At 71.3% G+C, this 22,563-nt stretch carries 23 protein-coding genes; 13 read left to right on the top strand and 10 right to left on the bottom strand.

Annotated features, from left to right (window positions below; translation table 11 throughout):
- Positions 1-185: 185 nt before the first annotated feature.
- On the bottom strand, positions 186-962 hold the full coding sequence (locus BKK80_RS33060) for an NAD(P)H-dependent oxidoreductase (RefSeq protein ID WP_071039050.1): 777 nt from the start codon (positions 960-962) through the stop codon (positions 186-188).
- Between the two features lie 98 nt (positions 963-1,060).
- Between BKK80_RS33060 and BKK80_RS33055 the strand changes: the two genes are divergently transcribed.
- Positions 1,061-1,954, top strand: coding sequence for a LysR family transcriptional regulator (locus BKK80_RS33055; protein WP_071072899.1), 894 nt, complete (start codon positions 1,061-1,063; stop codon positions 1,952-1,954).
- Positions 1,955-1,966: 12 nt separating this feature from the next.
- On the opposite strand, the gene BKK80_RS33050 is transcribed toward BKK80_RS33055, so the two are convergent.
- The 7 genes from BKK80_RS33050 to BKK80_RS33020 all read right to left on the bottom strand — a co-directional run bounded on the left by BKK80_RS33050 (position 1,967) and on the right by BKK80_RS33020 (position 8,292).
- Complete coding sequence (locus tag BKK80_RS33050) at positions 1,967-3,001, bottom strand: LacI family DNA-binding transcriptional regulator (RefSeq protein WP_071018075.1); 1,035 nt, start codon at positions 2,999-3,001, stop codon at positions 1,967-1,969.
- 136 nt (positions 3,002-3,137) lie between these two features.
- Positions 3,138-4,157 (bottom strand): tripartite tricarboxylate transporter substrate binding protein, encoded by a 1,020-nt coding sequence (locus BKK80_RS33045; RefSeq protein ID WP_071072897.1) that lies wholly within the window; start codon positions 4,155-4,157, stop codon positions 3,138-3,140.
- Between the two features lie 94 nt (positions 4,158-4,251).
- Positions 4,252-4,587 (bottom strand): cupin domain-containing protein, encoded by a 336-nt coding sequence (locus tag BKK80_RS33040; protein WP_071018076.1) that lies wholly within the window; start codon positions 4,585-4,587, stop codon positions 4,252-4,254.
- Positions 4,584-5,561 (bottom strand): quinone oxidoreductase family protein, encoded by a 978-nt coding sequence (locus BKK80_RS33035; RefSeq protein ID WP_071072894.1) that lies wholly within the window; start codon positions 5,559-5,561, stop codon positions 4,584-4,586. The genes BKK80_RS33040 and BKK80_RS33035 overlap by 4 nt, the downstream gene beginning before the upstream one ends.
- Before the next feature lie 61 nt (positions 5,562-5,622).
- Complete coding sequence (locus BKK80_RS33030; protein ID WP_071018078.1) at positions 5,623-6,507, bottom strand: beta-keto acid cleavage family enzyme; 885 nt, start codon at positions 6,505-6,507, stop codon at positions 5,623-5,625.
- Between the two features lie 39 nt (positions 6,508-6,546).
- Positions 6,547-7,296 (bottom strand): SDR family NAD(P)-dependent oxidoreductase, encoded by a 750-nt coding sequence (locus BKK80_RS33025; RefSeq protein ID WP_071072892.1) that lies wholly within the window; start codon positions 7,294-7,296, stop codon positions 6,547-6,549.
- A gap of 57 nt (positions 7,297-7,353) precedes the next feature.
- Positions 7,354-8,292 (bottom strand): dioxygenase family protein, encoded by a 939-nt coding sequence (locus tag BKK80_RS33020; RefSeq protein WP_071018081.1) that lies wholly within the window; start codon positions 8,290-8,292, stop codon positions 7,354-7,356.
- A 302-nt stretch (positions 8,293-8,594) separates the two neighbouring features.
- Here BKK80_RS33020 and BKK80_RS33015 point away from each other — a divergent pair, with 302 nt between their 5' ends.
- From BKK80_RS33015 to BKK80_RS32970, 10 genes are all read left to right on the top strand, one after another.
- Positions 8,595-9,524, top strand: coding sequence for a LysR substrate-binding domain-containing protein (locus BKK80_RS33015; protein WP_071018083.1), 930 nt, complete (start codon positions 8,595-8,597; stop codon positions 9,522-9,524).
- A gap of 178 nt (positions 9,525-9,702) precedes the next feature.
- Complete coding sequence (locus BKK80_RS33010) at positions 9,703-11,184, top strand: 2-hydroxymuconic semialdehyde dehydrogenase (RefSeq protein WP_232346435.1); 1,482 nt, start codon at positions 9,703-9,705, stop codon at positions 11,182-11,184.
- Positions 11,185-11,190: 6 nt separating this feature from the next.
- Positions 11,191-11,589 carry a RidA family protein gene (locus tag BKK80_RS33005; RefSeq protein WP_071072890.1) on the top strand — a complete coding sequence of 133 codons (399 nt, stop codon included), beginning with the start codon at positions 11,191-11,193 and terminating at the stop codon, positions 11,587-11,589.
- A 14-nt stretch (positions 11,590-11,603) separates the two neighbouring features.
- Entirely contained in the window at positions 11,604-12,413 is an 810-nt protein-coding gene (locus BKK80_RS33000) for a 2-keto-4-pentenoate hydratase (protein ID WP_071073510.1), read from the top strand.
- Positions 12,414-12,459: 46 nt separating this feature from the next.
- Positions 12,460-13,248 (top strand): 2-keto-4-pentenoate hydratase, encoded by a 789-nt coding sequence (locus BKK80_RS32995; RefSeq protein WP_071072888.1) that lies wholly within the window; start codon positions 12,460-12,462, stop codon positions 13,246-13,248.
- 47 nt (positions 13,249-13,295) lie between these two features.
- Positions 13,296-13,727 (top strand): RidA family protein, encoded by a 432-nt coding sequence (locus BKK80_RS32990; protein WP_071072886.1) that lies wholly within the window; start codon positions 13,296-13,298, stop codon positions 13,725-13,727.
- 1 nt (position 13,728) lies between these two features.
- Positions 13,729-14,307, top strand: coding sequence for a 3-hydroxyanthranilate 3,4-dioxygenase (gene nbaC / locus BKK80_RS32985; RefSeq protein ID WP_071072884.1), 579 nt, complete (start codon positions 13,729-13,731; stop codon positions 14,305-14,307).
- Positions 14,304-15,317, top strand: coding sequence for an amidohydrolase family protein (locus BKK80_RS32980; RefSeq protein ID WP_071072882.1), 1,014 nt, complete (start codon positions 14,304-14,306; stop codon positions 15,315-15,317). Before nbaC ends, BKK80_RS32980 begins: the two co-directional genes overlap by 4 nt.
- Before the next feature lie 103 nt (positions 15,318-15,420).
- Positions 15,421-16,746 (top strand): MFS transporter, encoded by a 1,326-nt coding sequence (locus tag BKK80_RS32975; RefSeq protein WP_071072879.1) that lies wholly within the window; start codon positions 15,421-15,423, stop codon positions 16,744-16,746.
- 332 nt (positions 16,747-17,078) lie between these two features.
- Positions 17,079-18,020, top strand: coding sequence for a hypothetical protein (locus BKK80_RS32970; RefSeq protein ID WP_071018096.1), 942 nt, complete (start codon positions 17,079-17,081; stop codon positions 18,018-18,020).
- Positions 18,021-18,116: 96 nt separating this feature from the next.
- Here the strand turns inward: BKK80_RS32970 and BKK80_RS32965 are convergent, their stop codons facing one another.
- Together BKK80_RS32965 and BKK80_RS32960 are read right to left on the bottom strand one after the other, a co-directional pair.
- Positions 18,117-18,977, bottom strand: a complete 861-nt coding sequence (locus BKK80_RS32965; protein WP_071072877.1) for an HpcH/HpaI aldolase/citrate lyase family protein — start codon at positions 18,975-18,977, stop codon at positions 18,117-18,119.
- Positions 18,978-18,988: 11 nt separating this feature from the next.
- Positions 18,989-20,161: a CaiB/BaiF CoA transferase family protein gene (locus BKK80_RS32960; RefSeq protein ID WP_071039025.1), complete on the bottom strand. Its 1,173-nt coding sequence runs from the start codon at positions 20,159-20,161 to the stop codon at positions 18,989-18,991.
- A gap of 252 nt (positions 20,162-20,413) precedes the next feature.
- On the opposite strand from BKK80_RS32960, the gene BKK80_RS32955 reads away from it, so the two are divergent.
- Both BKK80_RS32955 and BKK80_RS32950 read left to right on the top strand, forming a co-directional pair.
- Positions 20,414-21,463, top strand: a complete 1,050-nt coding sequence (locus tag BKK80_RS32955) for a LysR substrate-binding domain-containing protein (protein WP_071072875.1) — start codon at positions 20,414-20,416, stop codon at positions 21,461-21,463.
- Positions 21,464-21,575: 112 nt separating this feature from the next.
- Positions 21,576-22,550 carry a tripartite tricarboxylate transporter substrate binding protein gene (locus BKK80_RS32950; RefSeq protein ID WP_071039023.1) on the top strand — a complete coding sequence of 325 codons (975 nt, stop codon included), beginning with the start codon at positions 21,576-21,578 and terminating at the stop codon, positions 22,548-22,550.
- The last annotated feature ends 13 nt before the right edge of the window (positions 22,551-22,563 follow it).

Here is a 22,563-nt window from a genome sequence, read left to right as displayed (position 1 = left end):
ATTGCCGATCGCCGGCACATTCTACTTGACGATCGGTGGGCGCTGCGGCGGCCTTTCGTGGCCCATCGGACGCAATGTCTCGCCGCGGTCATGTCGGGACCGGTCGGGTCCGGTCGGGTCCGTTGCGCGGCAACACCGGCAACGTCGCCGCCTGGCTCCGCCGCCGTCCCTCGCCCCGCCGCCCACTACGCCAGGTGCACGCCGAAGCCGCTGCGCCCCGGCGCGATCTCCTCGCGCAGGGTCAGCGCCGGAATCTCGTAGTCCCCGCCATTCTGCCGCCGGAAGGGAATCGGCTGCGTCTCGAACAGGGTGTCGAGCCGTTCGCCCAGCGCCGCGCTGGCGGCATCGAAGCCGGCCGCGTCGACGCGGCTGCTGCGGTGGATGACGAAGGGCGGCAGCACGTCGAAGCCGGGGTAGAACAGCACGCCGTGCTGGATCGGGAACAGCACGTCGTCGAGCGGGCCGTTGATGCCGCGCGGGCCGAAGTGCGAGTCCCAGGCGCCGGTGGTGACCATCAGCATGGCGCGCTTGCCGGCCAGCGTGCCTTCGCCGTAGCGGTTGCCCCAGTGCGTGTCTGAGTGCTCGCCGACGCCGTAGGCGAAGCCATAGGCGTAGACGCGTTCGACCCAGCCCTTGAGGATGGCCGGCATCGAGAACCACCACAGCGGGAACTGCAGGATCACCGCATCGGCCCAGCGCAGCTTGTCCTGCTCGCGGGCGATGTCTTCGCTCTGCCGGCCGTTCTCGAAGGCACGCTTGGAGTCGAGCGAGGGGTCGAAGCGCGGGCCGGCCGCGCCGTCGAGGCTGTCGGCGGCATCGAGCGTGGCCTTCCAGCGCATGGCATAGAGGTCGGAGACCTGCACCGTGTGCCCGGCCGCTTCGAGGCGGCGCACGGCGAAGTCCTTGAGCGAGCCGTTCAGGGAGCGGGGTTCGGGGTGGGCGTAGACGATCAGTACGTTCATGGTGGGCTGCCGTTGCGGGAGCGGAGAGTCGCGATAGCCGCAGCATGCGCCGCCCCCAGGTATATTGGAAATGAATTTCCAATATTCCAGGTATTTCCATGAATAATCTCAGGCGGCTCGATCTGAACCTGCTGGTGACGCTGGACGTGTTGCTGTCCGAGCACAACGTGACGCGCGCGGCGCAGCGGCTGCACTTTTCGCAGCCCTCGGTCAGCGTGCACCTGGCCAAGCTGCGCGAGCTCTTCGACGACCCGCTGCTGTTGCCGGGCCCACGCGGCATGCGGCCGACCGCGCGCGCCGAGTTCCTGCGCGAGCCGCTGCGCGAGGCGCTGGCCGCGCTGGAGCGCGCGGTGGCGGCGGACAGCCCCTTCGATCCGGCCCAGGCCGGCCACACCTGGCGCCTGGCCGCCACCGACTACATGGAGTCCACCCTGGTGCTGCCGGTGCTGGCGCGCCTGCGCGTGGAGGCGCCCGGGACCCGGCTCGCTGTGCTGGAACTGGTGCCGGCCAAGGTGGCGCGTCAGGCGGAGCAGGGTGAGATCGACCTCGCCTTCCACACCACCGAGGGCGCGCCGCCCGCCCTGCACCGGCGCGCGCTGTTCAGCGAGCGCTATGTGCTGGCCGGGCGCGCCGGCCATCCGCGCCTGCGGCGCCGGCCCACGCTGGCGCAGTTCTGCGCGCTCGACCACGTGATCGTGTCGCAGGACGGCGGCGGCTTTCGCGGTGTCACCGACGAGGCGCTGGCGGCGCGCGGCCTGACGCGCCGCGTGGCGCTGTCGGTGCCGCATTTCCTCTTCCTGCTGTCGGCGCTGGCCGGCAGCGACCTGGTCGCCATGGTGCCGGAGCGGCTGGTGCGCGGCGTGCCGGCGCTGCGGGTGGTGGAGCCGCCGGTGGAGGTGCCGGGCTTCGAGATCTCGATGTTGTGGCCGGAGCGCGTGCACCGCGACGCGGCCCACCGGTGGCTGCGGGACCTGATCGTGGCGGCGGTGTAGGGCGCGCGCCGTTCAGTGCGGCGCGGGCGGCGGCGCGGTCGATCCGCGCACGATCAGTTCGGGTACCAGCTCGACGGTGACGGGCGGCGATGCCGGCGCGCCGATCTGCTGCAGCAGCAGGCGCGCGGCGTCTTCGCCCATCTGGTGCACGGGAATGCGCACGGTGGTCAGCGGCGGCGTCAGCGCGTCGACGAAGGGCATGTCGTTGTGCCCGACCACCGAGATGTCGGCGGGGCAGCACAGCCCGTGCTCGCGCAGGTAGTCGTAGCAGCCCATGGCGATCAGGTCGTTGCCGGCGGCGATGGCGGTCATGCCGGGAAAGTCCGCGAACAGGCGCGCGCAGGCCTGGCGGCCGGCCTCGCGCGAGTAGCTGTCGGCTTCCACCACCTGCCACGCCTCGCGGCGCAGGCGATGCCGGCGCACCGCCTGCAGGAAGCCCTCGCGGCGCTGGTAGCCGGTGGAGAGCGCGGCCGGCCCGGCGATGTGGCCGATGCGGCGGTGGCCCAGCGCCACCAGGTGGTCCACCGTGAGGCGCATCGCCAGCAGGTTGTCGCTGACCACGCAGGAAGCGCGCCCCGCGTCCTCGCCGCGGTTGATCATCACGGCGGGGATGCGCTGCTTGAGGCAGTAGTCGAGGATCGGGTCTTCCCGTTCGGCCGTGGCCAGCAGCAGGCCCTCGACCTGGCGTCCGACCAGCTGGTCGATGACGAAGCGCTGGCGCACCTTGTCGAGGCCGGCGTTGACCACGATCGGCACATAGCCCTGCTGGGCCAGCACGGCTTCGATGCCGGCCAGGATGGGCGGGAACACCGGGTTGGCGATGTCGGGCAGCACCACGCCCACCAGGCCGGAGCGCTGCGTGCGCAGTCCCGCCGCGATCCGGTTGGGACGGAAGCCGCGCGCCTCGGCCACCTCCAGGATGCGCGCCGCGACGTCGTCGGCCACCAGGTGCCGGGTGGCCGGATTCATCACGCGCGAAACCGTCGAGTAATGGACGTTGATCTCGGCGGCCAGGTCTTTGAGGGTCAGGCGTTTGCGCTCGGGCATGGCGGCGGGATGGGGGATGCGGTGCGGCGGCGGCGCGGGTTGGCGGATCCGCCATTCTAAGCCAGCACCGGGCCGCCGCCACGCGCGGGGGCCGCTTTCCGCCCGCCGCCAGCCCCCTCCTGTGCCTGACCGTGCCTTACTGCCCGCCGCGGATGCCGGCCTGCCGTACCACCGGCGCCAGCCGGGCGACTTCGCTGCGCAGGGTGGCGGCGAAGGCCTGCGGGGTCGAGCCCCTGGCCTCGGCGCCCTGGGCCGCGAGCCGCTCGCGCACGTCCGGCGCCACCAGGGCCTTGGCGATCTGCGCATTGAGCGCATCGACGATCTCCTTGGGCGTGCCTGCCGGCGCCAGCACGCCGAACCAGGAGTCGAAGGCGTAGCCGGGCAGGCCGGCCTCGGCCACGGTGGGCAGGTCCGGCAGGGTGGCGGCGCGCTGGGCGGTGGCCACCGCCAGCGCCCGCAGTTTGCCCTGGCGCACGAAGGGCATGGCCGAGACGGTGGGCGCGAACATGAAGTCCGCGCGGCCGGCCATGATGTCGGTCAGCGCCTCGCCGGTGCCCTTGTAGGGAATGTGGAGGATGTCGATGCCGGCCTGCAGCTTGAACAGCTCGCCGCTCAGGTGGGTCGAGCTGCCGGAGCCGGCCGAGTCGAAGTTGAGCGTGCCGGGCCTGGCCTTGGCCGCGGCCAGGATGTCGCGTACCGAGTGGTAGGGGCCGGTGGCGTTCACGACCAGGACATTGGGCACCGTCGCCACCATCGATACCGGGGCGAAGTCCTTCAAGGTGTCGTAGGACAGGCGCGGGTAAAGCGTGGCATTGATGGCGTGGCCGATCGACACCAGCGCCAGCGTGTAGCCGTCGGGGGCCGACTTGGCGACGATGGCGGCGCCCAGCGTGCCGCCGGCGCCGGGCCGGTTCTCGACGATGACGGTGTAGCCGCCGCCCTCGCCGATCTTGCTGCTGAGGATGCGGGCCAGGATGTCGGTGGCGCTGCCGGCCGAGAACGGTACCACCAGCCGGATGGGTTTGTTGGGGTAGGTGCCCTGTGCGCGCGCGGCGGGGGCCGGCGCCAGCAGCGCGGTCGTGGCCGCGGCCAGGGTCAGGGTCGCGGTCAGGGCGGTGCCGGCGGCGCGCAGCCTGGGGAACAGGTATTGCAGCATCTCTTGTCTCCTTGGTGGGGTGGGGCGCGGCGCGTCCGCGGTGGCGGACGCGCCGGCGAGGGCCGGGCCCGGTCTGCGCCGGGCTCCGGCCGCCTCACGGATAGGGCATGGCCAGCAGCAGCAGGGCGGGCCGGTTGCACGGGTTCGAGACTTCGCGTGCCTCGCCCGGCGCCAGCCGCACCGAGTCGTACTGATGCAGCGTGACGGTCTCGTCCGGCGTGCGCAGGCGCACCTCGCCCTCCAGCACGACGTAGTGCTTCTCCAGGGGAGAGGCGTCCAGGGCGGTGTGCCCGCCCGGCAGCAGCACCGACACGCCCATCCACAGGGCGTCGGAGCGGCCCGCCTCGTGCCCCTGCAGGCGCAGGCAGTGCATGCCGGTGTGGTGCGGCGGGAAGTAGGCCGGTGCTTCGGCGAAGCGGGTGACGTTCATGGCTTGAGCACCACGCGTTCGGGCGCGCCCTGCAGCACCGCGCGATAGGCGTCCTTGGCCTGCCCGAGCGCGAAGGTGTAGTCCTGCAGCACCGGGAAGGGACGCAACGCCCCGCTGGCGAACATCGGCGCCAGCTGGTCGAGGATGCAGGCGCCGGCGGCGCTGTCCAGCGCCAGCGTGTCGACGCCGGCATAGGTGTGCTGGCCGCGGTAGAAGGCGAAGATGTCGAACGGCACCGCGCGCTCGATGGTGGAGATGAAGACCTGGGCGGCACCGATCGCCATGGCCTGGTTGGCCTGCTCGAAGTAGGGGCTGCCGACTGTGTTGTAGACGATGTCGGCGCCATGGCCGCCGGTCTCGTCGCGCACCACTTCGGCGATGCGCTCGCGGCTGGCGTCGATCATCCGCACCGGCCCGCTGGCATGGCCGCGATAGGCCTCGGCGGTGCGCTCGACGGCGAACACGCGCGCGCCCAGCGCGGTGGCGATCTGGACCGCTGCCTGGCCGACCTTGCCATTGCCGCCGCAGACCAGCACGGTGCTGCCCGCGCCCGGCATGCCGGCACGGCGCAGCCCCTCGTACGCGGTGATGAAGGGCACGCCGACGGCGCCGGCCTCCAGCAGCGAGAGCGTCGACGGCTTCTCGCGCACCGACTCCACCGGCAGGCGCAGGTAGCGCGCATGGCTGCCGTCGCGGCGGATGCCGAGCTCGCCGCCGCTGCCCCAGACCGCGCGGCCGAGCAGCGCGGCGGGACCCTCGACCACGGTGCCGGCGAAGTCGCGTCCGGGCGTGCGCGGCCACACCGCGTGCGGCATCAGGCCGAGCGTGGCCTTGACGTCGCTCGGGTTGACGCCGGCGCTGGCCACTTCGATCACGCACTGGCTGTGCTGGGCGGCCGGGCGGGGCAGGTCGAGCAGGTCGAGCTGCAGGGAGTCGATATCGGAAGCCTTGCGGCTGACTTGGATGGTGTTCACGGGCTTTCCTGTCGGACTTGGGTTTGGGGTGTGGGTGCCGTATGCGTGCGTGCGGCGCGCTTCAGGCGTCGCGCAGGCCGAGGGTGCGGCGGGCTTCGGCGGGCGAGGCGATCTCGCCGCCGAGCGATTCGACGATGCCGCGCGCCTTGGCCACCAAGGCCGCGTTGTCGGGTGCCAGCACGCCTTTCTCGAGGTAGAGGTTGTCTTCCAGCCCGACCCGTACATGGCCGCCGGCGAGCCAGGCCTGGGCCACCATCGGGAACTCGGCGCGGCCGATGCCGAAGGCGGACCAGTGGGCGCCCGGCGGCAGCATGTTGCGCGCGTAGAAGACGGTCTCCGGCGTGGCGGCGAAGCCGTACTTGACGCCCAGCACGAAGGTCCACAGGCCGGGGCCGTCGAGCACCCCTTCGCGCTGCAGGTCCAGCGCCAGGTTGAGGTCGCCGGAATCGAAGATCTCCAGCTCGGGCATCACGCCGGCTGCGCGGATCACCTTGGCCATCTTGCGGACGTTGGCCGGGGTGTTGATGACGACGTCGCCGCCCGAGTTCATGGTGTTCAGGTCGAGCGAGCAGACGTCGGGGCGCAGCGCCGCGATGTGCTCGACACGCTTGGCCGGGTGCAGCAGCGTGGTGCCGGGCGCGGCCACGCGCGGCTCGTCCTCGCTCGGCACGAAGCGTCCGCCGGGGCCGGTGGTGAGGTTGATGATGAGTGTGCGGTGGCGGCGGCGGATGCGGTCGATGACGTCGGCGTAGTAGTCGAGCGACATCGAGGGCCGGCCGGTCTCGGGGTCGCGCACGTGGATGTGCGCGGCGGCGGCGCCGGCCTCGGCGGCTTCCAGCGCCGCGTCGGCGATCTGTGCCGGCGTGACCGGCAGGCCGGGGTGCTGCTCGGGCGTGACGATGTTGCCGGTCACGGCGCAGGTGATCAGGGTTTTGCGTGCATGCATGGGGCGTGGGTGCGTGATGTCCGGGGGGCGGGGGGGCGTTCAGCCGAGCAGGCGGCCGCCGTCGACCACCAGGGTGGTGCCGGTGGCGAAGCGCAGCGTGGTGGCGCAGGCGGCGATGGCCTCGGCCACGTCCTGGGCGCGGCCGATGCGCTTGAGCGGCGTGGTCCTGGCCGCGCGTTCGTTGAAGGCGGCGTCGCGGCCCGGCACGAAATCGGTGTCGACCACGCCGGGCGAGACGTTGAGCACGCGGATCTCCGGTGCCAGCGCCCGGCCCAGCGACATGGCCATGGCGTCGAGCCCGGCCTTGGCGGCGCAGTAGGCCACGTTGCTGCCCTGGCCGTTGCGGCCGGCGATCGAGCCCACGTTGACGACCAGTCCGTCGCCGCCGGCGCGCAGGTGCGGCGCGAAGGCGCGGATGGCGGCGAACTGGCCGCGCCAGTTGACCGCGAACAGTTCGTCGATCAGGTCGTCGTCGAGGGCGTCCAGGTCGGCATGCGGGACGGCGCGCGTGAAGCCGGCGGCATTGACCAGGATGTCGATGCGGCCGTAGTGGTGCAGGACCGAGGCGGCCAGTTCGCGCAGCGAGGCGCTGTCGCGGATCTCGGCGCTGGCGGCCAGGTGGTTGCCGGCCGGCAGCGCCGCCGCCGCGCTGGCCGCGCCGTCGTGGTTGCGCCCGGCCAGCACGATGCTGGCGCCGAGGCGGGCCAGCGCGTCGCCGGCGGCGAAGCCGATGCCGCCGGTGCCGCCGAGGATGACGGCGACCTTGCCGGAAAGAGGAGAGAGGCTCATGGTGTGGTGCGCGATGACAGGGTGGATGGGAAGGGATGGCAAGCGTGCAGCGGCCGTTCAGTCGATCGGCGGCTTGGGGAAGGTCGGCGTGCCGGGTTCGAGCGCGAAGTCGAAGTCCAGCGTGTCGTAGGGCGCGGGCAGCTCGCCCCAGGGGCTGCGGCCCTGCTCCACATGGTCGAGCCGGCCCACCAGCTGGCGGTGCACGCCGAAGGTCACATCGCCTTCCAGCGCCGGCGCCTCGTCGGCGAAGACCTGGGTGACCAGGGTGCGGTAGCCCGGCGCGGCGACGATGAAGTGGATGTGGGCGGGGCGGTACGGATGGCGCTGCTGCGCCGCCAGCAGCGTGCCCACCGGGCCGCCGGTCGGTACCGGATAGCCGGCCGGGCGCACGGTGCGGAAGTGGTAGCGGCCGTGGGCATCGGTGTGGAAGCGCCCGCGCAGGTTGCGGTCGGGCTGCGACGGGTCCTGGTTGTCGTACAGGCCCACCGGCGATGCCTGCCAGACCTCCACCAGGGCACCGGCCAGCGGCGTGCCGTCGGTGGCGCGCACCGTGCCGCTGACGAACAGCGGCAGGCCGGGCGCATCGTCCTGCACCACGCAGTCGCCGCAGTCGTAGGCCGGCGCGTTGGCGCGGTAGAACGGTCCCAGCAGCGCGCCGGGCGTGCGGCCGTCGCGGGTGCTGTTGTTCATCACCGTGACCAGGGTCGACAGCCCCAGCACGTCCGCCGCCAGCACCACTTCGTTATTGGTGGCATGGGTGGCATGGCCGAGCGCGGCGACGAATTCCAGGCCCCGCTCGAACTCCTCGTCGGTGGGCCGGACCTCGCGCAGGAAGTCGTGCAGGTGCCGCACCAGCGACGCCATCACGAAGCGCAGGCGCGGGTCGGACGTGCCTGCCATGGCGGCCTCGACGATGGGCGTCACCGAAAACTCGTCCTCGATCAGCGCGAGCGCTTCGTCGGCGCGGGATGTCTTGTCGTGAACTGCTGTCTCCATCACTGCTCCTTGCAAACGTTTGCTGCAAACGTTTGCAATCATAGCCGGGGAATCGCAATGGTCAAGGGAAACTTGTGCCGTGGCACCGTGCAGGCTGCGGCAGGAGCCGCGGAAATCCAATGAAAACAAGCCATTACCGCATCTGCGGGCGTGTGCTTGATACCCGCCGGAAGCGGAGGGTGGCGCGTGGCCGTTGCCAGCATCGGCGGGCACGGCGGGCAGGCCGCCGGCGTGCCTTGCGGTAATATCTGCGGCGCCGGCGGCCGCTGAAGCCGCGCCGCGCCCGATCCCTGCGAGCTCCCATGTCCTTCTCCAAACTCTCGCTGGCCCGCCGCCTGCGCCTGCAGCAACTCGCCATCTTCGACACCGTGGTCGCCACCGGCTCGCTGCTGGCGGCGTCGCGCGAGCTGCATATGACCCAGCCGGCGCTGACCAAGGCGGTGCAGGAACTGGAAGAACACATGGAGCAGGCGCTGTTCGTGCGCACCCGGCGCGGCGTGGAACTGACCGATTTCGGCCGCATGATGCACGGGCACTGCCGTTCGCTGCTGGCGGGGGTGCGCCTGCTGGCCGACGACCTCAATGCCTGGAAGGCCGGGGTATCGGGGCAGGTCATCGTCGGTTCGCTGCTGGTGGCCTCGGCGCGCCTGCTGCCCAAGGCGCTGGTGCGGCTGCGCGCGCTGGCGCCGGATGTGGTGGTGGAGGTGCGCGTGGGCGGCAACGAGGCCATGTTCGAGGCGCTGGTGCGCGGCGAGCTGGACGTGATGGTGGGCCTGCTGCCGGCGCAGCCGGGCGATCCGGCGCTGGAGCACGTGCCGCTCTTCGAGGAGAAGCTGTGTGCGGTGGTGGGGCGCCACCATCCGCTCGCCAGCGAGGTGGCGCCGGCGCTGGCGCAGCTCGAGCACTACGACTGGATCCTGCCGACACCGGAGTCCGACGCGATGCCGGCGGCATTGCGCTTCTTCGAGGCGTTGGGCATGAAGCGGCCGGTGCGGGTGATCGAGTCGGTTTCGATCCTGACCAATCTCGGTCTGCTGATCCAGTCCGAGATGATCGGGGTGATGCCGTTCTCGGTGGCCCGGCAGTTCGTCCAGGGTGGCTTGCTGAGCGTGCTGCCGCTGGGCCATGGCAGCGTCTTCGGCACCATCGGCTATACCCTGTGCAAGGGGCGCGAGCCGTCGCCGGCGGCCGAGCGCCTGCTGCAGGCGCTGCGCGAGGCCGCCGAGCCGTAGCCGGGTCGTGCCGGCGCGCCGCAGCGCTGGTATTCCTGCTCCTTATACGAACGCGCGAGGATTTCATTATCCGGCGCGCGGCCCGCTCCCTAGAATCCTTCCGTGCCCGTCAGCCGGAGCCCCCGGCCGCGCGAGGCCGGCGCGGCCATCGTGGACGGCGCCATCGGAGGAGACCATCTTGTCGCGATTCAATCTACCGGCGTCGCTGCGGCCGACGCGCAACTATGTGGGCGGCGAGTTCGTCGAAACCGGGCGGACCTTCAGCAACCTGTGCCCGGTGGATGGCCATGAGCTGGCCCAGGTGCACGAGGCCGACGCCGCGCTGGTCGACCGCGCCGTGCGCAGCGCGCGCGCGGCCATGGCAGGGCCCTGGGGCCGCTCCCATGTCGAGGAGCGCGCGCGCCTGCTGCATCGCGTGGCCGACATCATCGAGCGCCGCTTCGAGGACTTCCTTGCCGCCGAGGTGGCCGATACCGGCCGCCCGCTCGGCCAGGCGCGCCAGCTCGATATCTACCGCGGCATCCACAACTTCCGCACCTTCGCCGACCTCGGCAAGCTGGCCCATACCGACTTCTTCGAGACCCGGCTGGGCGACGGCACCGAACTGATCAACTACACCAAGCGCAAGCCGCTCGGCGTGGTCGCCAGCATCTCGCCGTGGAACCTGCCGATCCTGTCGCTGACCTGGAAGGCGGCGCCGGCGCTGATCTGCGGCAATGCCATCGTCTGCAAGCCGTCCGAGGAGACGCCGTCGACCGCCACGCTGGTGGCCGAGGCGTTCCACGAGGCCGGCGCGCCGGCCGGCGTGTTCAACGTGGTCCATGGCTTCGGCCCCGGCTCGGCCGGCGAGGCGCTGACCACGCATGGGGGTGTCGACGCGGTGACGTTCACCGGCGAGTCGCGCACCGGTGCCGCCATCATGAAGGCGGTCGCCGACGGCGTGAAGGAGGTGTCGTTCGAGCTGGGTGGCAAGAACGCCGCCATCGTGTTCGCCGACGCCGATTTCGACGCCGCCGTGGAGGGCATCGTGCGCTCCAGCTTCACCAACGCCGGCCAGGTGTGCCTGTGCACGGAGCGCGTCTACGTCGAGCGTCCCCTCTTCGAGCGCTTCGTCGCCGCGCTCAAGGCGCGCACCGAGGCGCTGCAGGTGGGCTGGCCCGACCAGCCCGGGGTCTTCATGGGCTCCTTGATCTCGCACGGCCACCGCGACAAGGTGCTGTCCTATTTCGATCTCGCCGTGCAGGAGGGCGCCACTGTCGTCACCGGCGGCCGTGTGCCGCAGTTCGGCGACGCGCGCGACGACGGCGCCTTCGTGCTGCCGACCATCTGGACCGGCCTGGCGGACGACGCGCGCTGCATGCGCGAGGAAGTGTTCGGCCCGGTCTGCCACCTGGCGCCGTTCGACAGCGAGGACGAGGCGATCCGCCGCGCCAACGACAGCGCCTATGGCCTGGCGAGCAGCGTGTGGACCACCAACCTGTCGCGCGCGCACCGCGTGACGGCGCGCCTGCACGTGGGCATCGCCTGGGTCAATACCTGGTTCTCGCGCGACCTGCGCACACCGTTCGGTGGCAGCAAGCTGTCGGGCATGGGGCGCGAGGGAGGCCGCTACTCGCTGGACTTCTACTCCGAGACCACCAACGTCAGCATCAAGATCTGAGGCGCCATGCTGCAGAGAATCCTCTCGACGCGCGTGGCCGCGCCGAAGTTCGCCTATTCGCCGTGCGTGCGCCACGGCGCCACCGCCTACGTGGCCGGCATGGTGGCGCTGGACCCAGACAGCGGCCGCCTGGTCGACGGCGGCGTGGCCGCGCAGACCCGGCGCATCTTCGACAACCTGCAACTGGCGCTGCCGGACTATGGCCTCGATCTCGATGCCCTGTGCCTGGCGCGCGCCTACCTCAGCGATTTCTCCACCTTCGCCGAATTCAACCACGCCTGGGAGTCGGTCTTCGCCGGCCGGCCGCTGCCGGCCCGTACCACGCTCGGTGTCGCCGCGCTGCCGCTGGGCGCCGCGGTGGAGATCGAGTTCACCTTTGCCTGCTCCACAGCGGAGCGCTCATGATGCCGAGGGAAGCCATGATCGATGAAGTCGTCCAGCAGGTGGCGCAGCGTCTTTGGCGCGCTGCCGAACTGCGCCAGCCCACCCCGCCCGTGCGCGAAGAACTGGCCGCCGCGGCCGGACCTGGCGGCGACGTGCTGACGATGGCCTACCAGGTGCAGCAAGTGCTGAGCGAGCGCCGCCTGGCCGGTGGCGAGCGCCTGGTCGGCCGCAAGATCGGCCTGACTTCGAAGGCGGTGCAGCGCCAGCTCGGCGTCGATGCGCCCGACTTCGGCGCGCTGTTCGCCACCATGGCGGCCGGCGATGGCGAGGAGATCGCCTGGTCGCGCACCCTGCAGCCCAAGGTCGAGGCCGAGATCGCGCTGGTGCTGCAGCGCGACCTGCCGCACCTGTCGCATACGGTGGCCGACGTGATTTCCGCCACGGCCTACGCGCTGCCTGCGCTGGAAGTGGTGGGCAGCCGCATCGCCGACTGGGACATCCGGCTGGCCGACACCGTGGCCGACAACGCCTCTTCCGGCCTGTTCGTGCTGGGTACGCGGCCGGTCACGCTGGACCGGCTCGACCTGGTCGACTGCGGCATGGTGATGGAGCGCCGCGGCGAGCCGGTCTCGAGCGGCGTGGGCGCGGCCTGCCTGGGCAATCCGCTCAACGCGGCGGTATGGCTGGCCGACACCATGGCCCGGCTGGGCGCGCCGCTGCGCGCCGGCGACGTGCTGCTGACGGGGGCGCTGGGGCCGATGGTGGCGGCCGCGCCCGGCGATGTGTTCCAGGCGCGCATCGAAGGGCTGGGCTCGGTGCGGGCCGTCTTCGGCGGGCGCGACTGAAGCCGCGCGATCCGCCGCACCACGAAACCCCTGCACAGGAACCGACATGAGCCAGATCCTCGCCGACGCCGCGCTCGCACTCGATGCGGCCGCCAGCCAGGCGCAAGCCATTCCCCAGTTCGCGCCGGGCAGCTTCGACCTGCCCACGGCCTACGCCATCCAGCACGCCTCGATCGCCCGCCGCTTCGAACGGGGCGAGCGCCTCAAGGGCATCAAGCTCGGCTTCACCAGCCGCGCAAAGATGGTGCAGATGGGCGTGGACAGCCTGATCTGGGGCTACCTGACCGACGCCATGATCGAAGAGGATGGCGGTCCGGTCGATCTCGGGCGCTACATCCACCCGCGCGTCGAGCCCGAAGTCTGCTTTGTCACGCGCCGCACCATCGACGCGCCGCTGACCGCGCTGGAAGCCGCCGACTATCTCGAAGCGGTGGCGCCGGCGATGGAGATCATCGACTCGCGCTACCGCGATTTCCGCTTCAGTCTCGAGGACGTGGTGGCGGACAACTGCTCCTCCGCCGGCCTGGTGGTGGGCGCCTGGTCGCGCCGCTTCGACGGCCTCGGCAACCATGGCGTGCGCATGCAGTTCGACGGCCGCGACGTGCAGGTCGGCTCGACCGGCGCTATCCTCGGCCACCCGCTGCGCTCGGTGGTGCAGGCCGCGCGCCTGCTGCACGCGGCGCAAGCCAGCCTTCCTGCCGGCTCGCTGATCATGGCCGGCGCTGCCACCGCGGCCGAGGCGTTGCGGCCGGGTCTGCACGTGAGCTGCAGCATCGGCTGCGGCGACAGCGCGCTGGGCTGCGTGGCCTTCACCACGCAGCCGGGCGGGCATTGAGCGCGGCGCGGCCGTACAGGCATCCACGACAACAGGAGACTCCAGCCATGACCTCAGAAGCGCACCTGGTCGCCGGCAAGGCGCGGCCGCGCGGCCGCTTCCCGCACTGCAAGCGGGCCGGCGACTTCCTCTTCGTCTCGGGCACCAGTTCACGCCGCCCGGACCACAGCTTCGCCGGCGCGCAGGCCGACGAGATGGGCGTCACCACGCTCGATATCCGCGCACAGACACGCGCCGTGCTCGACAATATCCGCGACATCCTGGCCAGCGCGGGCGCGGGCCTGTCGGACCTGGTCGAAACCCAGGTCTTTCTCGTCAGCATGAACGACTTCGGCGGCTTCAACGAGGCCTGGGCCGAGTACTTCGACTACGACGGTCCCACCCGCACCACCGTGGCGGTGCACCAGTTGCCGCACCCGCACTTGCTGATTGAGATCAAGGCCACCGCCTACAAGCCGCTGGCCACGCAGGAGGACTGACATGTTTCCCTTGAAATACGGCCGGCCGCTCAACTTCCGGCGCTGGCTCGACGAACACGCGCAACAGCTCAAGCCGCCGGTCGGCAACCAGCAGATCTGGCAGGACAGCGACTTCATGGTCACCGTGGTCGGCGGGCCGAACGAGCGCAGCGATTTCCACGATGACCCGGTCGAGGAACTGTTCTATCAGTTCCAGGGCAATGCCTACCTGTTGCTGTGGGAGCGCGGCCGCTACGAGCGCGTCGACCTGCGCGAGGGCGACATGTTCCTGCTGCCGCCGCATACCCTGCATTCGCCCCAGCGCCCGGAAGCGGGCAGCCGCTGCCTGGTGGTCGAGCGCCAGCGCCCGGCCGGCGAGAACGACGCCTTCCAGTGGAGCTGCGCGGCCTGCGGCACGGCGGTGCAGCGGCATGAGGTGACGCTGCGCAGCATCGTCGCCGACCTGCCGCCCTTGTACGAATCCTTCTACGCGAGCCCGGAGCACGCGCGCCGCTGCCCCGGCTGCGGCGAGATCCATCCCGGGCGCGATTTCCAGGCCTGGCACCGCACCCTGGCCAAGCACTTTCCCGCCTTGCCATGATCGACATCCACTCCCATTTCCTGCCCCCCATCAGCCGCGCGGAGGCCAGCGCGGTCGATGCGCAGCGCGCGCCCTGGCTGGCCGTCGATGCCGGTGGCGAGGCCGGACAGATCATGATCGCGGATGCGCCCTTCCGCCCGGTTTACCGGGCGCTGTGGGACGCCGACTTCCGTGTCGCCGAGCTCGATGCGCAGGGCATCGACATGCAGCTGGTGTGCGCCACGCCGGTGATGTTCGGCTATGCCTGGGAGGCCGCCCGCACCGCCGACTGGGCGGCGCGCATGAACGACAAGGCGATCGGCTTCTGCGCGCGCCATCCCCACAGGCTCAAGGCGCTGGCGCAAGTGCCGCTGCAGGATACGCGGCTGGCCTGCGCGGAAGCCTCGCGCGCGCTCGCCGCGGGTTGTGTCGGCGTGCAGATCGGCAATCACGTGGGAGACAAAGACCTCGACCATCCGGACCTGGTCGACTTTCTCGTCTACTGCGCCGAGCACGGCATCCCGGTGCTGGTCCACCCTTGGGACATGATGGGCGGCGGGCAGCGCATGAAGCGCTGGATGCTGCCCTGGCTGGTGGCGATGGCCGCGGAGACGCAGCTCGGCATGCTGTCGCTGATCCTGTCGGGCGCGCTGGAGCGGATTCCCGCGTCGCTGCGCATCTGCTTCGCCCATGGCGGCGGCAGTTTCGCCTTCCAGCTCGGGCGTGCCGACAACGCGTGGAAGCACCGCGACATCGTGCGCAAGGACTGCCCGCGGCCACCGTCGGAGTATGCGCGGCGCCTGCACGTGGACAGCATCGTGTTCGACGAAGGCGCGCTGCGCCTGCTGGTCGACGTGATGGGGGCCGAGCGCGTGATGCTGGGCTCGGACTATCCCTTCCCGCTCGGCGAGCAGGAGGTCGGGGCCCTGGTGCGCCGCGCGCCCTGCCTGGACGCCGCGCAGCGGCGCGGCATCCTGGGCGAAAACGCACGCGCCTTCTTCGGGCTGGATGCGGCCGCGCCGGCAGCGTGAAGGCCGACGGCGGCCAGTCACCTGCCATCTACCATCAAGCAGCAGAACCCGCGGCGGGCGCACAGAGCCGGAGGCCGGCGCGCGCGGCAAGGAGGAGACCACCATGCGGCAGATCGATGCCAACCGACTGGCGGACGACGCCAGCTTCAACCGCTTCCACGCCACCGTGCTCGTCTGGTGCGCACTGGCCATCGTCTTCGACGGCTACGACCTCGCCGTGGCAGGCATCGCGCTGCCGGCGATCATGAAGGAGATGGGCGTGGACGCGACCCAGGCCGGCTTCATGGTCAGCTCGGCGCTGTTCGGCATGATGTTCGGCAATATCGTCTTCGGCGCGCTCGCCGACCGCATCGGGCGGCGCGCGGTGATCGTGCTGTGCATCGCGCTGTTCAGCCTGTGCACGGCGGCGGCCGGCATGATGCACGAGCCGGTGGCCTTCAGCGTGATGCGCTTCCTCGCCGGGCTGGGCATGGGCGGGGTCATGCCGAACGTGATCGCGCAGATGTCCGAGTACGCGCCGCGGCGCATGCGCAGCACGCTGATCACGGTGATGTTCTCCGGCTACTCGGTGGGTGGCATCGTGGCGGCGCTGGTGGGGCGCGGCCTGATCGAATCCTACGGCTGGCAGGGCGTGTTCCTCGCGGCGGCGGCGCCGGCTGTGCTGCTGCCATGGATCTGGCGGCAGATGCCCGAGTCGATGGCCTTCCTGCACAAGCGCGGCCGCACCGGCGAACTGCAGGCCATCCTCGCGCGCCTGGCGCCGCAGTACGCGCCGCAGGCGGACGACGTCTTCGTGGTGGCGAGCCAGGACAAGCCGCAGGAGGCGCCGCTGCGCACCCTGTTCGCCGAGGGGCGAGGCTTCAGCACCGTGATGTTCTGGGTGACCTGCTTCATGTCCCTGTTCATGGTGTACGCGCTCAATGCCTGGCTGGTCAAGCTGATGGCCTCGGCCGGCTACAGCCTGGGATCGGCCCTGGCCTTCGTGCTGGTGCTGAACCTCGGCGCCACGGCCGGCGCCATCGGCGGCGGCTGGCTGGCCGACCGCCTGCACATCAAGGGCGTGCTGGTGCCGATGTTCCTGCTGGCGGCGGTGTCGATCGCGCTGCTGGGCCACGGCATGCCGACCTGGGTCCTGTTCGTGCTGGTCGGCGTGGCCGGCGCCTGCACCATTGGCACGCAGACGCTGTCCTGTGCCTATTGCGGACAGTTCTATCCGCTGGCCTGCCGCGGCACCGGGCTGGGCCTGATGCTGGGCGTGGGGCGAGCCGGGGCGATCCTGGCGCCGATCCTGATCGGCGCCATCATCGGACTGTCCCTGCCGCTGGCCCACAACTTCCTTGTCATCGCCGTGCCGGCGGTGATCGCCGCGGCCTCGATCGCGCTGGTGAACCACGGCCGCTCCGATCTGGTGCGGCAACGCACGGCCTAGCCAACGGATGGACGCAGACGCGCTGGACGGAGCCGGCAGCGACGCCGACGCCGTTGGCCAAGCATGGTGTCGTGGCTCCCTCTCCCCGCATGCGTGTTCAGACCGGAGAGGGGAGCGAACCGGCGCCAAGCATCTCATCGAGCACTTGTTGCGGCTCGGGCATCCCCCCCGAGTTGGCGGTTGAAACCGCACTTTGTTGCGCTTATAAGATCACGTTATGACCCGCAACCGGATTCCCGGTGCCTTGATGCGCACGACAAGGTGGTCTGGTATCCAGCAGTGCGCTTCCGGAGTCTTCGCCAGGCTCGACTGAGAAGAAGGAGATCCAGTCCATGCTGCCCGTCATCGTGCATGCCATCGTTGCCTATTTCGTCTCGCACCTGATTTATCCGCGCAGCACCGAGGCCTCGGTCCTGCGCACGGCGCAGGCGTGGATGACATTCGGCGTGACGGCGGGGCTGGTTTCCGCGCCCGCCACGCCGCTGTACCAGCAGTCGGGCGTCGACGCGCTGGTTGCCACCGGCATCACGGTCGGTACCTGCATGGTGCTAGGCTTCGCCGGCGGCTCGTTCTGGGGCTGGATCCGCGGCCATGGCCGTGGCTACGTCCGCGGCGGCGGACTGGCGATGGCCCCCGTTCCCTTTCCTGTTCCGGCTCCCGGTCCTGCCCCGTTCGGCATGTCGATCGCCGCTGCCGTGCCTGCACCGGTACCCGCTCCGGTGCCTGCCCCGCTTCCGGTGGCGGCCGCGGCGCGGCTGCCGGCGCCGGACCAGGGCTCGCGCGCCAGCAAGCTGCTGACGCTGGCCGTCGTGCTGGTGGTCGCGCTCGGCGTGGGCCGCCACTTCGGCCTGTGGCGAGGCGATGCCGCGGCGCAGCGCTGGGATGGCGATGGCGAGTGGCTGCTGCTGAAGGAGATGTCCCACACCGGTGGCACGAAGTCCTACTACTTCCGCCGCCAGGACGGCCAGGGCCGTCCGACGCTGGATCTCGCCGTGGTCTACCAGGGCGATGCCAGCCGCTTCCATGGCGAGCGCCTGCATGGCTCGCTGTCGCGTATCGAACTGGACTGCGCCGGCGGTTTCGCGCGCTACCGCGTGGTCAAGTACCGGGGCTACCAGCGCAGCGATGCGCCGGACGCCATGTACGGCGAGATCGCCGCGATGTCGCGCGACCAGCCGTCCGAGTGGCGGCCGGCCGAGGACCTGGGCGACATCGCCGACATTGCCTATCGGGCCTGCTCGGCGCCGCGGCGGTTCCAGTCGGCCGGCCTGTAGCCCGGCCTGCAAGTCGGCCTGCAGGTTGGCCTGCATGCCGCTCCGCGCGCCGCCTCACAGGCCGTCGCGCCAGGGCCGGCCACGCGCCGGCAAGTGCTAGCGCGGATCTCCGTTCCCGCCCGGTCGCGCCGGCGCCAGGCGCGACACGATGCGCCGGGCCCGTTCCAGCACGGGCCGGTCGACCATCTTTCCGTCCACGGCGATGGCCGCGCCGCCGGCCCGCTCGGCCGCGTCGAGCACGCGGCGGGCCCACGCGGCTTGCTCGGCATCCGGTGCCAGGCCGGCATGCACGCCCGCCACCTGGGCCGGGTGGATCAGCAGCTTGGCACCGAAGCCGAAGGCGCGCGCGCGGGTGGTTTCGGCCGCCAGCGCGGCGGCGTCGCCCAGCGCGGTGCAGACGCCATCCACCGGCGCCGGCAGGCCGGCGGCGCGCGCATGCGCTACCAGGCGGCTGCGGAAGTAGTCGAGCGGGGCGCCGGCATCGCCGATGTCGAGGTCCAGCATCAGGTCGATGCTGCCGAACAGCAGGCGGGCCACGCCGGGCAGGGCGGCGAGTTCGCGCAGGCGCGCGAAGCCGGCGGCCGTTTCCAGCAGCGGCAGGCAGGCACAGTCAGGCAGGGCCGCGCGCAGGGCGCGCGCGGCCTCTGGCTCGGCCTTGGGCAGCACGATGCCATCGGCGCCACCCTGCGCGCACCACGCCAGGTCGGAACGGTGCCAGCACGTGTCGGCGCCGTTGACGCGCACCAGCAGCGGCACGCCCGCCGCGGCCGCCTGCGTGCGCAGGGCCGGCCAGGCGGCGGACAAGGCCGTGCGGGCATCGTCCTTGGCGGCCGGCGCGACCGCATCCTCGAAGTCGACGATCACGGCATGGGCGCCACTGGCGAGCGCCTTGCCGATACGCTCGGGGCGGTCGGCCGGCACGAACAGGTAGCTGAGCGGCAGGGCAGGTCGGGACATCGCGGCACTCCTCACAGCGCGCCCGCGGCATGCAGGGCGCGGATGTCCTCGGGCGTGCAGCCCAGTTCGGCGAGGATGGCGTCGGTCTGCTGGCCCACGGCGGGCACGGGATCCATGCGCGCCTCCGTGGCTCCCGGCGGCAGCAGTGCCGGCACGGCGCCGGCCGGCGTCTCGACCTCGCGCCAGCGCCCGCGCGCGGCGAGCTGGGGGTGGGCCCAGACGTCGGCCATGGTGTTGACGCGGGCGTTGGCGATGCGGGCCGCCTCCAGGCGGGCGATGACCTGGTCGGCATCGAGCGCGGAGAACACGGCGACGATGCGTGCGCGCAGCGTGTCGCGGTTGGCGCTGCGCCGGCTGTTGTCGGCGTAGTCCGGATGGCTGGCCAGGTCAGGATCCTGCAGCACCGTGGCGCAGAACGCGGCCCATTCCCGTTCGTTCTGCAGGCCCACCATCACCGTCTTGCCGTCGCCGGTGGGGAAGGGGCCGTATGGATAGATGGTGGCGTGCGCGGCCCCGGCGCGGGGCGGCGGCGCGGCGCCGTCGAAGGCGTAGTAGAGCGGGAAGCCCATCCATTCCACCGTTGCTTCCAGCATGGAAATGTCGATGCGCTTGCCCCGTCCGGTCTGGCCGCGTTCGAGCAGCGCGGCCAGGATATTGCTGTAGGCATACATCCCGGCGGCGATGTCGGCCACCGAGGCGCCGGCCTTGACGCCTTCTTCCGGCGTGCCGGTGACCGAGACGAAGCCCGACTCGCTCTGCACCAGCAGGTCGTAGGCCTTCTTGTCGCGATAGGGACCGTCGGCGCCGTAGCCGGAGATATCGCAGACGATCAGGCGGGGAAAGTCGCCGCTCAGGCTGGCGTAGTCCAGGCCCAGCCGCGCGGCGGCGCCGGGGGCCAGGTTCTGCACCAGCACGTCGGCCCCGGCCAGCAGCTTGCGCAGCAGCGCGCCGGCCGCCTCGTGCTTGAGGTCGAGCGTCAGGCTTTCCTTGGAACGGTTGGTCCAGACGAAGTGCGAGGACTGGCCCCGCACGCGCGTATCGTAGGCGCGGGCGAAATCACCGCCGCCGGGGCGTTCGATCTTGATCACGCGCGCACCGAGGTCGGCCAGTTGCCGGGTGCAGAAGGGAGCCGCGATGGCTTGCTCGAGGGAGACGACGGTGATGCCTTGCAGGGGACGGGACATGTCGGGGCTGGGATGGAGTCCGGGGCGCTGGACCACTGAATCATGGAAATGGGAGGGGAAAGGCCTGCCATGGCAGGCACCGGCCGATCTCAGGGATTCAGTGGGCTAGTGGTCGATGGCGAGAATCTAGCCGCTTTCGCCCGCCGGCGGAAATAGCGAAAATGCAGGCGTCCATAAGTAGAATCAATACATTGCCCGCCGCCCCGCGCGGTGGCGGCCCGCATCGATCTCACCGCACAGGAGCCGAATTCGATGGATATCCGTGCCATGCGCTATTTCGTGGCCATCGTGGACCAAGGCAGCCTGACGCGGGCGGCGGAGGTGGTGTGCGTGGCACAGCCGGCGCTCAGCCAGCAGCTGGCGGCGCTCGAGGCCGAGTTCGGCGTCGCCTTGTTGCACCGCAGCGCCAAGGGCGTGCGGCCGACCGAAGCGGGCCGCACGCTGTACCGGCATGCACGCGCCATCATCAAGCAGGTCGAGGCCGCGGGCGCGGAGGTGCGCGTGGCCGGCGCCGATGTCACCGGCGCGGTGGCGATCGGCCTGCCGACCACGGCCGCGGCCGCCTTCGGCATGCCCTTGATGCGGGCCGTGCGCGAGCGCTATCCGCGCGTGCGCCTGCAGCTGTTCGAGAGCATGAGCGGATACATCTCGGAGCTGCTCAACAACGGCCGCCTGGATTTCGCCATCCTGTTCCGCGACACGCCCTCGCGCGCGGTGGAGCCGGAGCCGCTCGCCAGCGAATCGCTCTACCTGATCGGCACCCCGCCGGCGGGCAGCCTGCGTCCGCCGCGCCGGGCCCGGCGCGGGAGCCTGCACGGGGCGGGTGGTGCCGGCGCTGCGCACGATGCAGACGATGGGCTCGATACGGCCGGCGAGGGGACGGTGGCGCTGCGCCAGCTCGATGGCCTGCCGCTGGTGCTGCCCAGCGGCGCGCAGGGCCTGCGCGACGTGGTGGAGCGCAGCTTCGCGCGTGCGGGCATCCGCCTCGAGGTGGTGGCCGACCTCGATTCGCTGCCCTTCCTGCTGGCCTCGGCACGCGAGGGGCTGGCCTGCACCATCCTGCCGGCCTCCTCGGTCGCGGACGCGGCGCCGGCGGTGCCGCGCCGGCTGATCGTGCCGGAGCTGCGCCGCACCTTGTCGCTGTGCTGGCCGCGCGCGCTGCCGCGTACCCATGCGGCCGAGGCGGTGGCGGAGATCCTGCGCGAGCTGGTGGCTGCGCGTATCGCCGAGGGCGGCTCGCTGAAGCGGCCGCCGGCACCGGCCGAGGCAGCGCCGGCGACCGCTGCGCAGGCGGATAAGTAAAACTTATGCGCGTAGTCGCCGATTGAATTTCCCGCCCGCGGGCTTCGCGGGTAGAGTGCGCTCCGATGCGGCCGCGGCCCGATGCCGCCGGCCGTCAACCAGAGGAGATGCAATGCTACGCAACCCCCGCGCGCTGGCCGGCCTGGCCGCCAGCCTGGCGCTGTGCGCCGCCGCCCCGGCCCACGCCGAGCCCTATCCCGCCAAGCCCATCCAGATGGTGGTGCCACAGGCGCCCGGCGGCACCAACGACATCGTCGCGCGCCTGGTGGCCGCCGACCTGTCGCAGCGGCTCGGCCAGCAGGTGGTGGTGGAGAACCGGCCGGGCGCCGGCGGCAACATCGGCACGCAGTACGCCGCGCGCGCCACGCCGGACGGCTATACGCTGCTGATGACCATCAGCAGCACGCAGGCCATCAATCCCTCGCTGTACCGCCAGGTGCCCTTCGATCCGGTCAAGGACTTCGAGCCGATCGCGCCGGTCGCCAGCGTGCCGAACGTGCTGGTGGTCAATCCCGCCTTCCCGGCGCGCAGCATGGCCGAGCTGATCAGCATGGCCAAGGCCCGCCCCGACTACTACCGCTTCGCCTCGGCGGGCAACGGCACGCTCAACCACCTGCTGGGGGAGATGCTCAACAGCATGGCGGGCATCAAGCTGGAGCACGTGCCCTACAAGGGCGTGGCGCCGGCGCTCAACGACGTGCTGGGCAACCAGGTGCCGATGGCCTTCGCCAGCCTGCCCTCGGTGCTGCCGCACATCAAGGCGGGCAAGGTGCGCGCGCTGGGCGTCAGCTCGGCCAGGCGCTCGCCGTTCGCGCCGGACATCCCGGCCATCGGCGAGACCGTGCCCGGCTACAGCGGCGACCTGTGGGTGGGCCTGTTCGCGGTCAAGGGCACGCCGCGCGAAGTCTCGCAGAAGCTCGCGCAGACGCTGCACGCCGCGCTGGCCGACAAGGCCCTGCGCGACAAGCTGGCCGCGCAGGGCGCCGAAGTGCTGGACGGCACCCCGCAGCAGTTCTCCGCCCTGCTGAAGTCCGACATGGACAAGTGGGCGAAGATCGTCAAGAGCTCGGGCGCCCAGGTCGACTGAGGCGGGCCCGGCC

The sequence above is a fragment of the Cupriavidus malaysiensis genome (assembly GCF_001854325.1).
Lineage (GTDB): Bacteria > Pseudomonadota > Gammaproteobacteria > Burkholderiales > Burkholderiaceae > Cupriavidus > Cupriavidus malaysiensis.
Note: the sequence above shows the minus strand (reverse complement) of the source record. Positions and strands in the feature narration are given on the sequence as shown.

Coding starts and splice junctions, on each gene's coding strand:
- BKK80_RS33060 (WP_071039050.1), bottom strand. CDS start 962: ATGAACGTACTGATCGTCTACGCCCACCCCGAACCCCGCTCCCTGAAC.
- BKK80_RS33055 (WP_071072899.1), top strand. CDS start 1,061: ATGAATAATCTCAGGCGGCTCGATCTGAACCTGCTGGTGACGCTGGAC.
- BKK80_RS33050 (WP_071018075.1), bottom strand. CDS start 3,001: ATGCCCGAGCGCAAACGCCTGACCCTCAAAGACCTGGCCGCCGAGATC.
- BKK80_RS33045 (WP_071072897.1), bottom strand. CDS start 4,157: ATGCTGCAATACCTGTTCCCCAGGCTGCGCGCCGCCGGCACCGCCCTG.
- BKK80_RS33040 (WP_071018076.1), bottom strand. CDS start 4,587: ATGAACGTCACCCGCTTCGCCGAAGCACCGGCCTACTTCCCGCCGCAC.
- BKK80_RS33030 (WP_071018078.1), bottom strand. CDS start 6,507: ATGCATGCACGCAAAACCCTGATCACCTGCGCCGTGACCGGCAACATC.
- BKK80_RS33025 (WP_071072892.1), bottom strand. CDS start 7,296: ATGAGCCTCTCTCCTCTTTCCGGCAAGGTCGCCGTCATCCTCGGCGGC.
- BKK80_RS33020 (WP_071018081.1), bottom strand. CDS start 8,292: ATGGAGACAGCAGTTCACGACAAGACATCCCGCGCCGACGAAGCGCTC.
- BKK80_RS33015 (WP_071018083.1), top strand. CDS start 8,595: ATGTCCTTCTCCAAACTCTCGCTGGCCCGCCGCCTGCGCCTGCAGCAA.
- BKK80_RS33005 (WP_071072890.1), top strand. CDS start 11,191: ATGCTGCAGAGAATCCTCTCGACGCGCGTGGCCGCGCCGAAGTTCGCC.
- BKK80_RS33000 (WP_071073510.1), top strand. CDS start 11,604: ATGATCGATGAAGTCGTCCAGCAGGTGGCGCAGCGTCTTTGGCGCGCT.
- BKK80_RS32995 (WP_071072888.1), top strand. CDS start 12,460: ATGAGCCAGATCCTCGCCGACGCCGCGCTCGCACTCGATGCGGCCGCC.
- BKK80_RS32990 (WP_071072886.1), top strand. CDS start 13,296: ATGACCTCAGAAGCGCACCTGGTCGCCGGCAAGGCGCGGCCGCGCGGC.
- nbaC (WP_071072884.1), top strand. CDS start 13,729: ATGTTTCCCTTGAAATACGGCCGGCCGCTCAACTTCCGGCGCTGGCTC.
- BKK80_RS32980 (WP_071072882.1), top strand. CDS start 14,304: ATGATCGACATCCACTCCCATTTCCTGCCCCCCATCAGCCGCGCGGAG.
- BKK80_RS32975 (WP_071072879.1), top strand. CDS start 15,421: ATGCGGCAGATCGATGCCAACCGACTGGCGGACGACGCCAGCTTCAAC.
- BKK80_RS32970 (WP_071018096.1), top strand. CDS start 17,079: ATGCTGCCCGTCATCGTGCATGCCATCGTTGCCTATTTCGTCTCGCAC.
- BKK80_RS32965 (WP_071072877.1), bottom strand. CDS start 18,977: ATGTCCCGACCTGCCCTGCCGCTCAGCTACCTGTTCGTGCCGGCCGAC.
- BKK80_RS32960 (WP_071039025.1), bottom strand. CDS start 20,161: ATGTCCCGTCCCCTGCAAGGCATCACCGTCGTCTCCCTCGAGCAAGCC.
- BKK80_RS32955 (WP_071072875.1), top strand. CDS start 20,414: ATGGATATCCGTGCCATGCGCTATTTCGTGGCCATCGTGGACCAAGGC.
- BKK80_RS32950 (WP_071039023.1), top strand. CDS start 21,576: ATGCTACGCAACCCCCGCGCGCTGGCCGGCCTGGCCGCCAGCCTGGCG.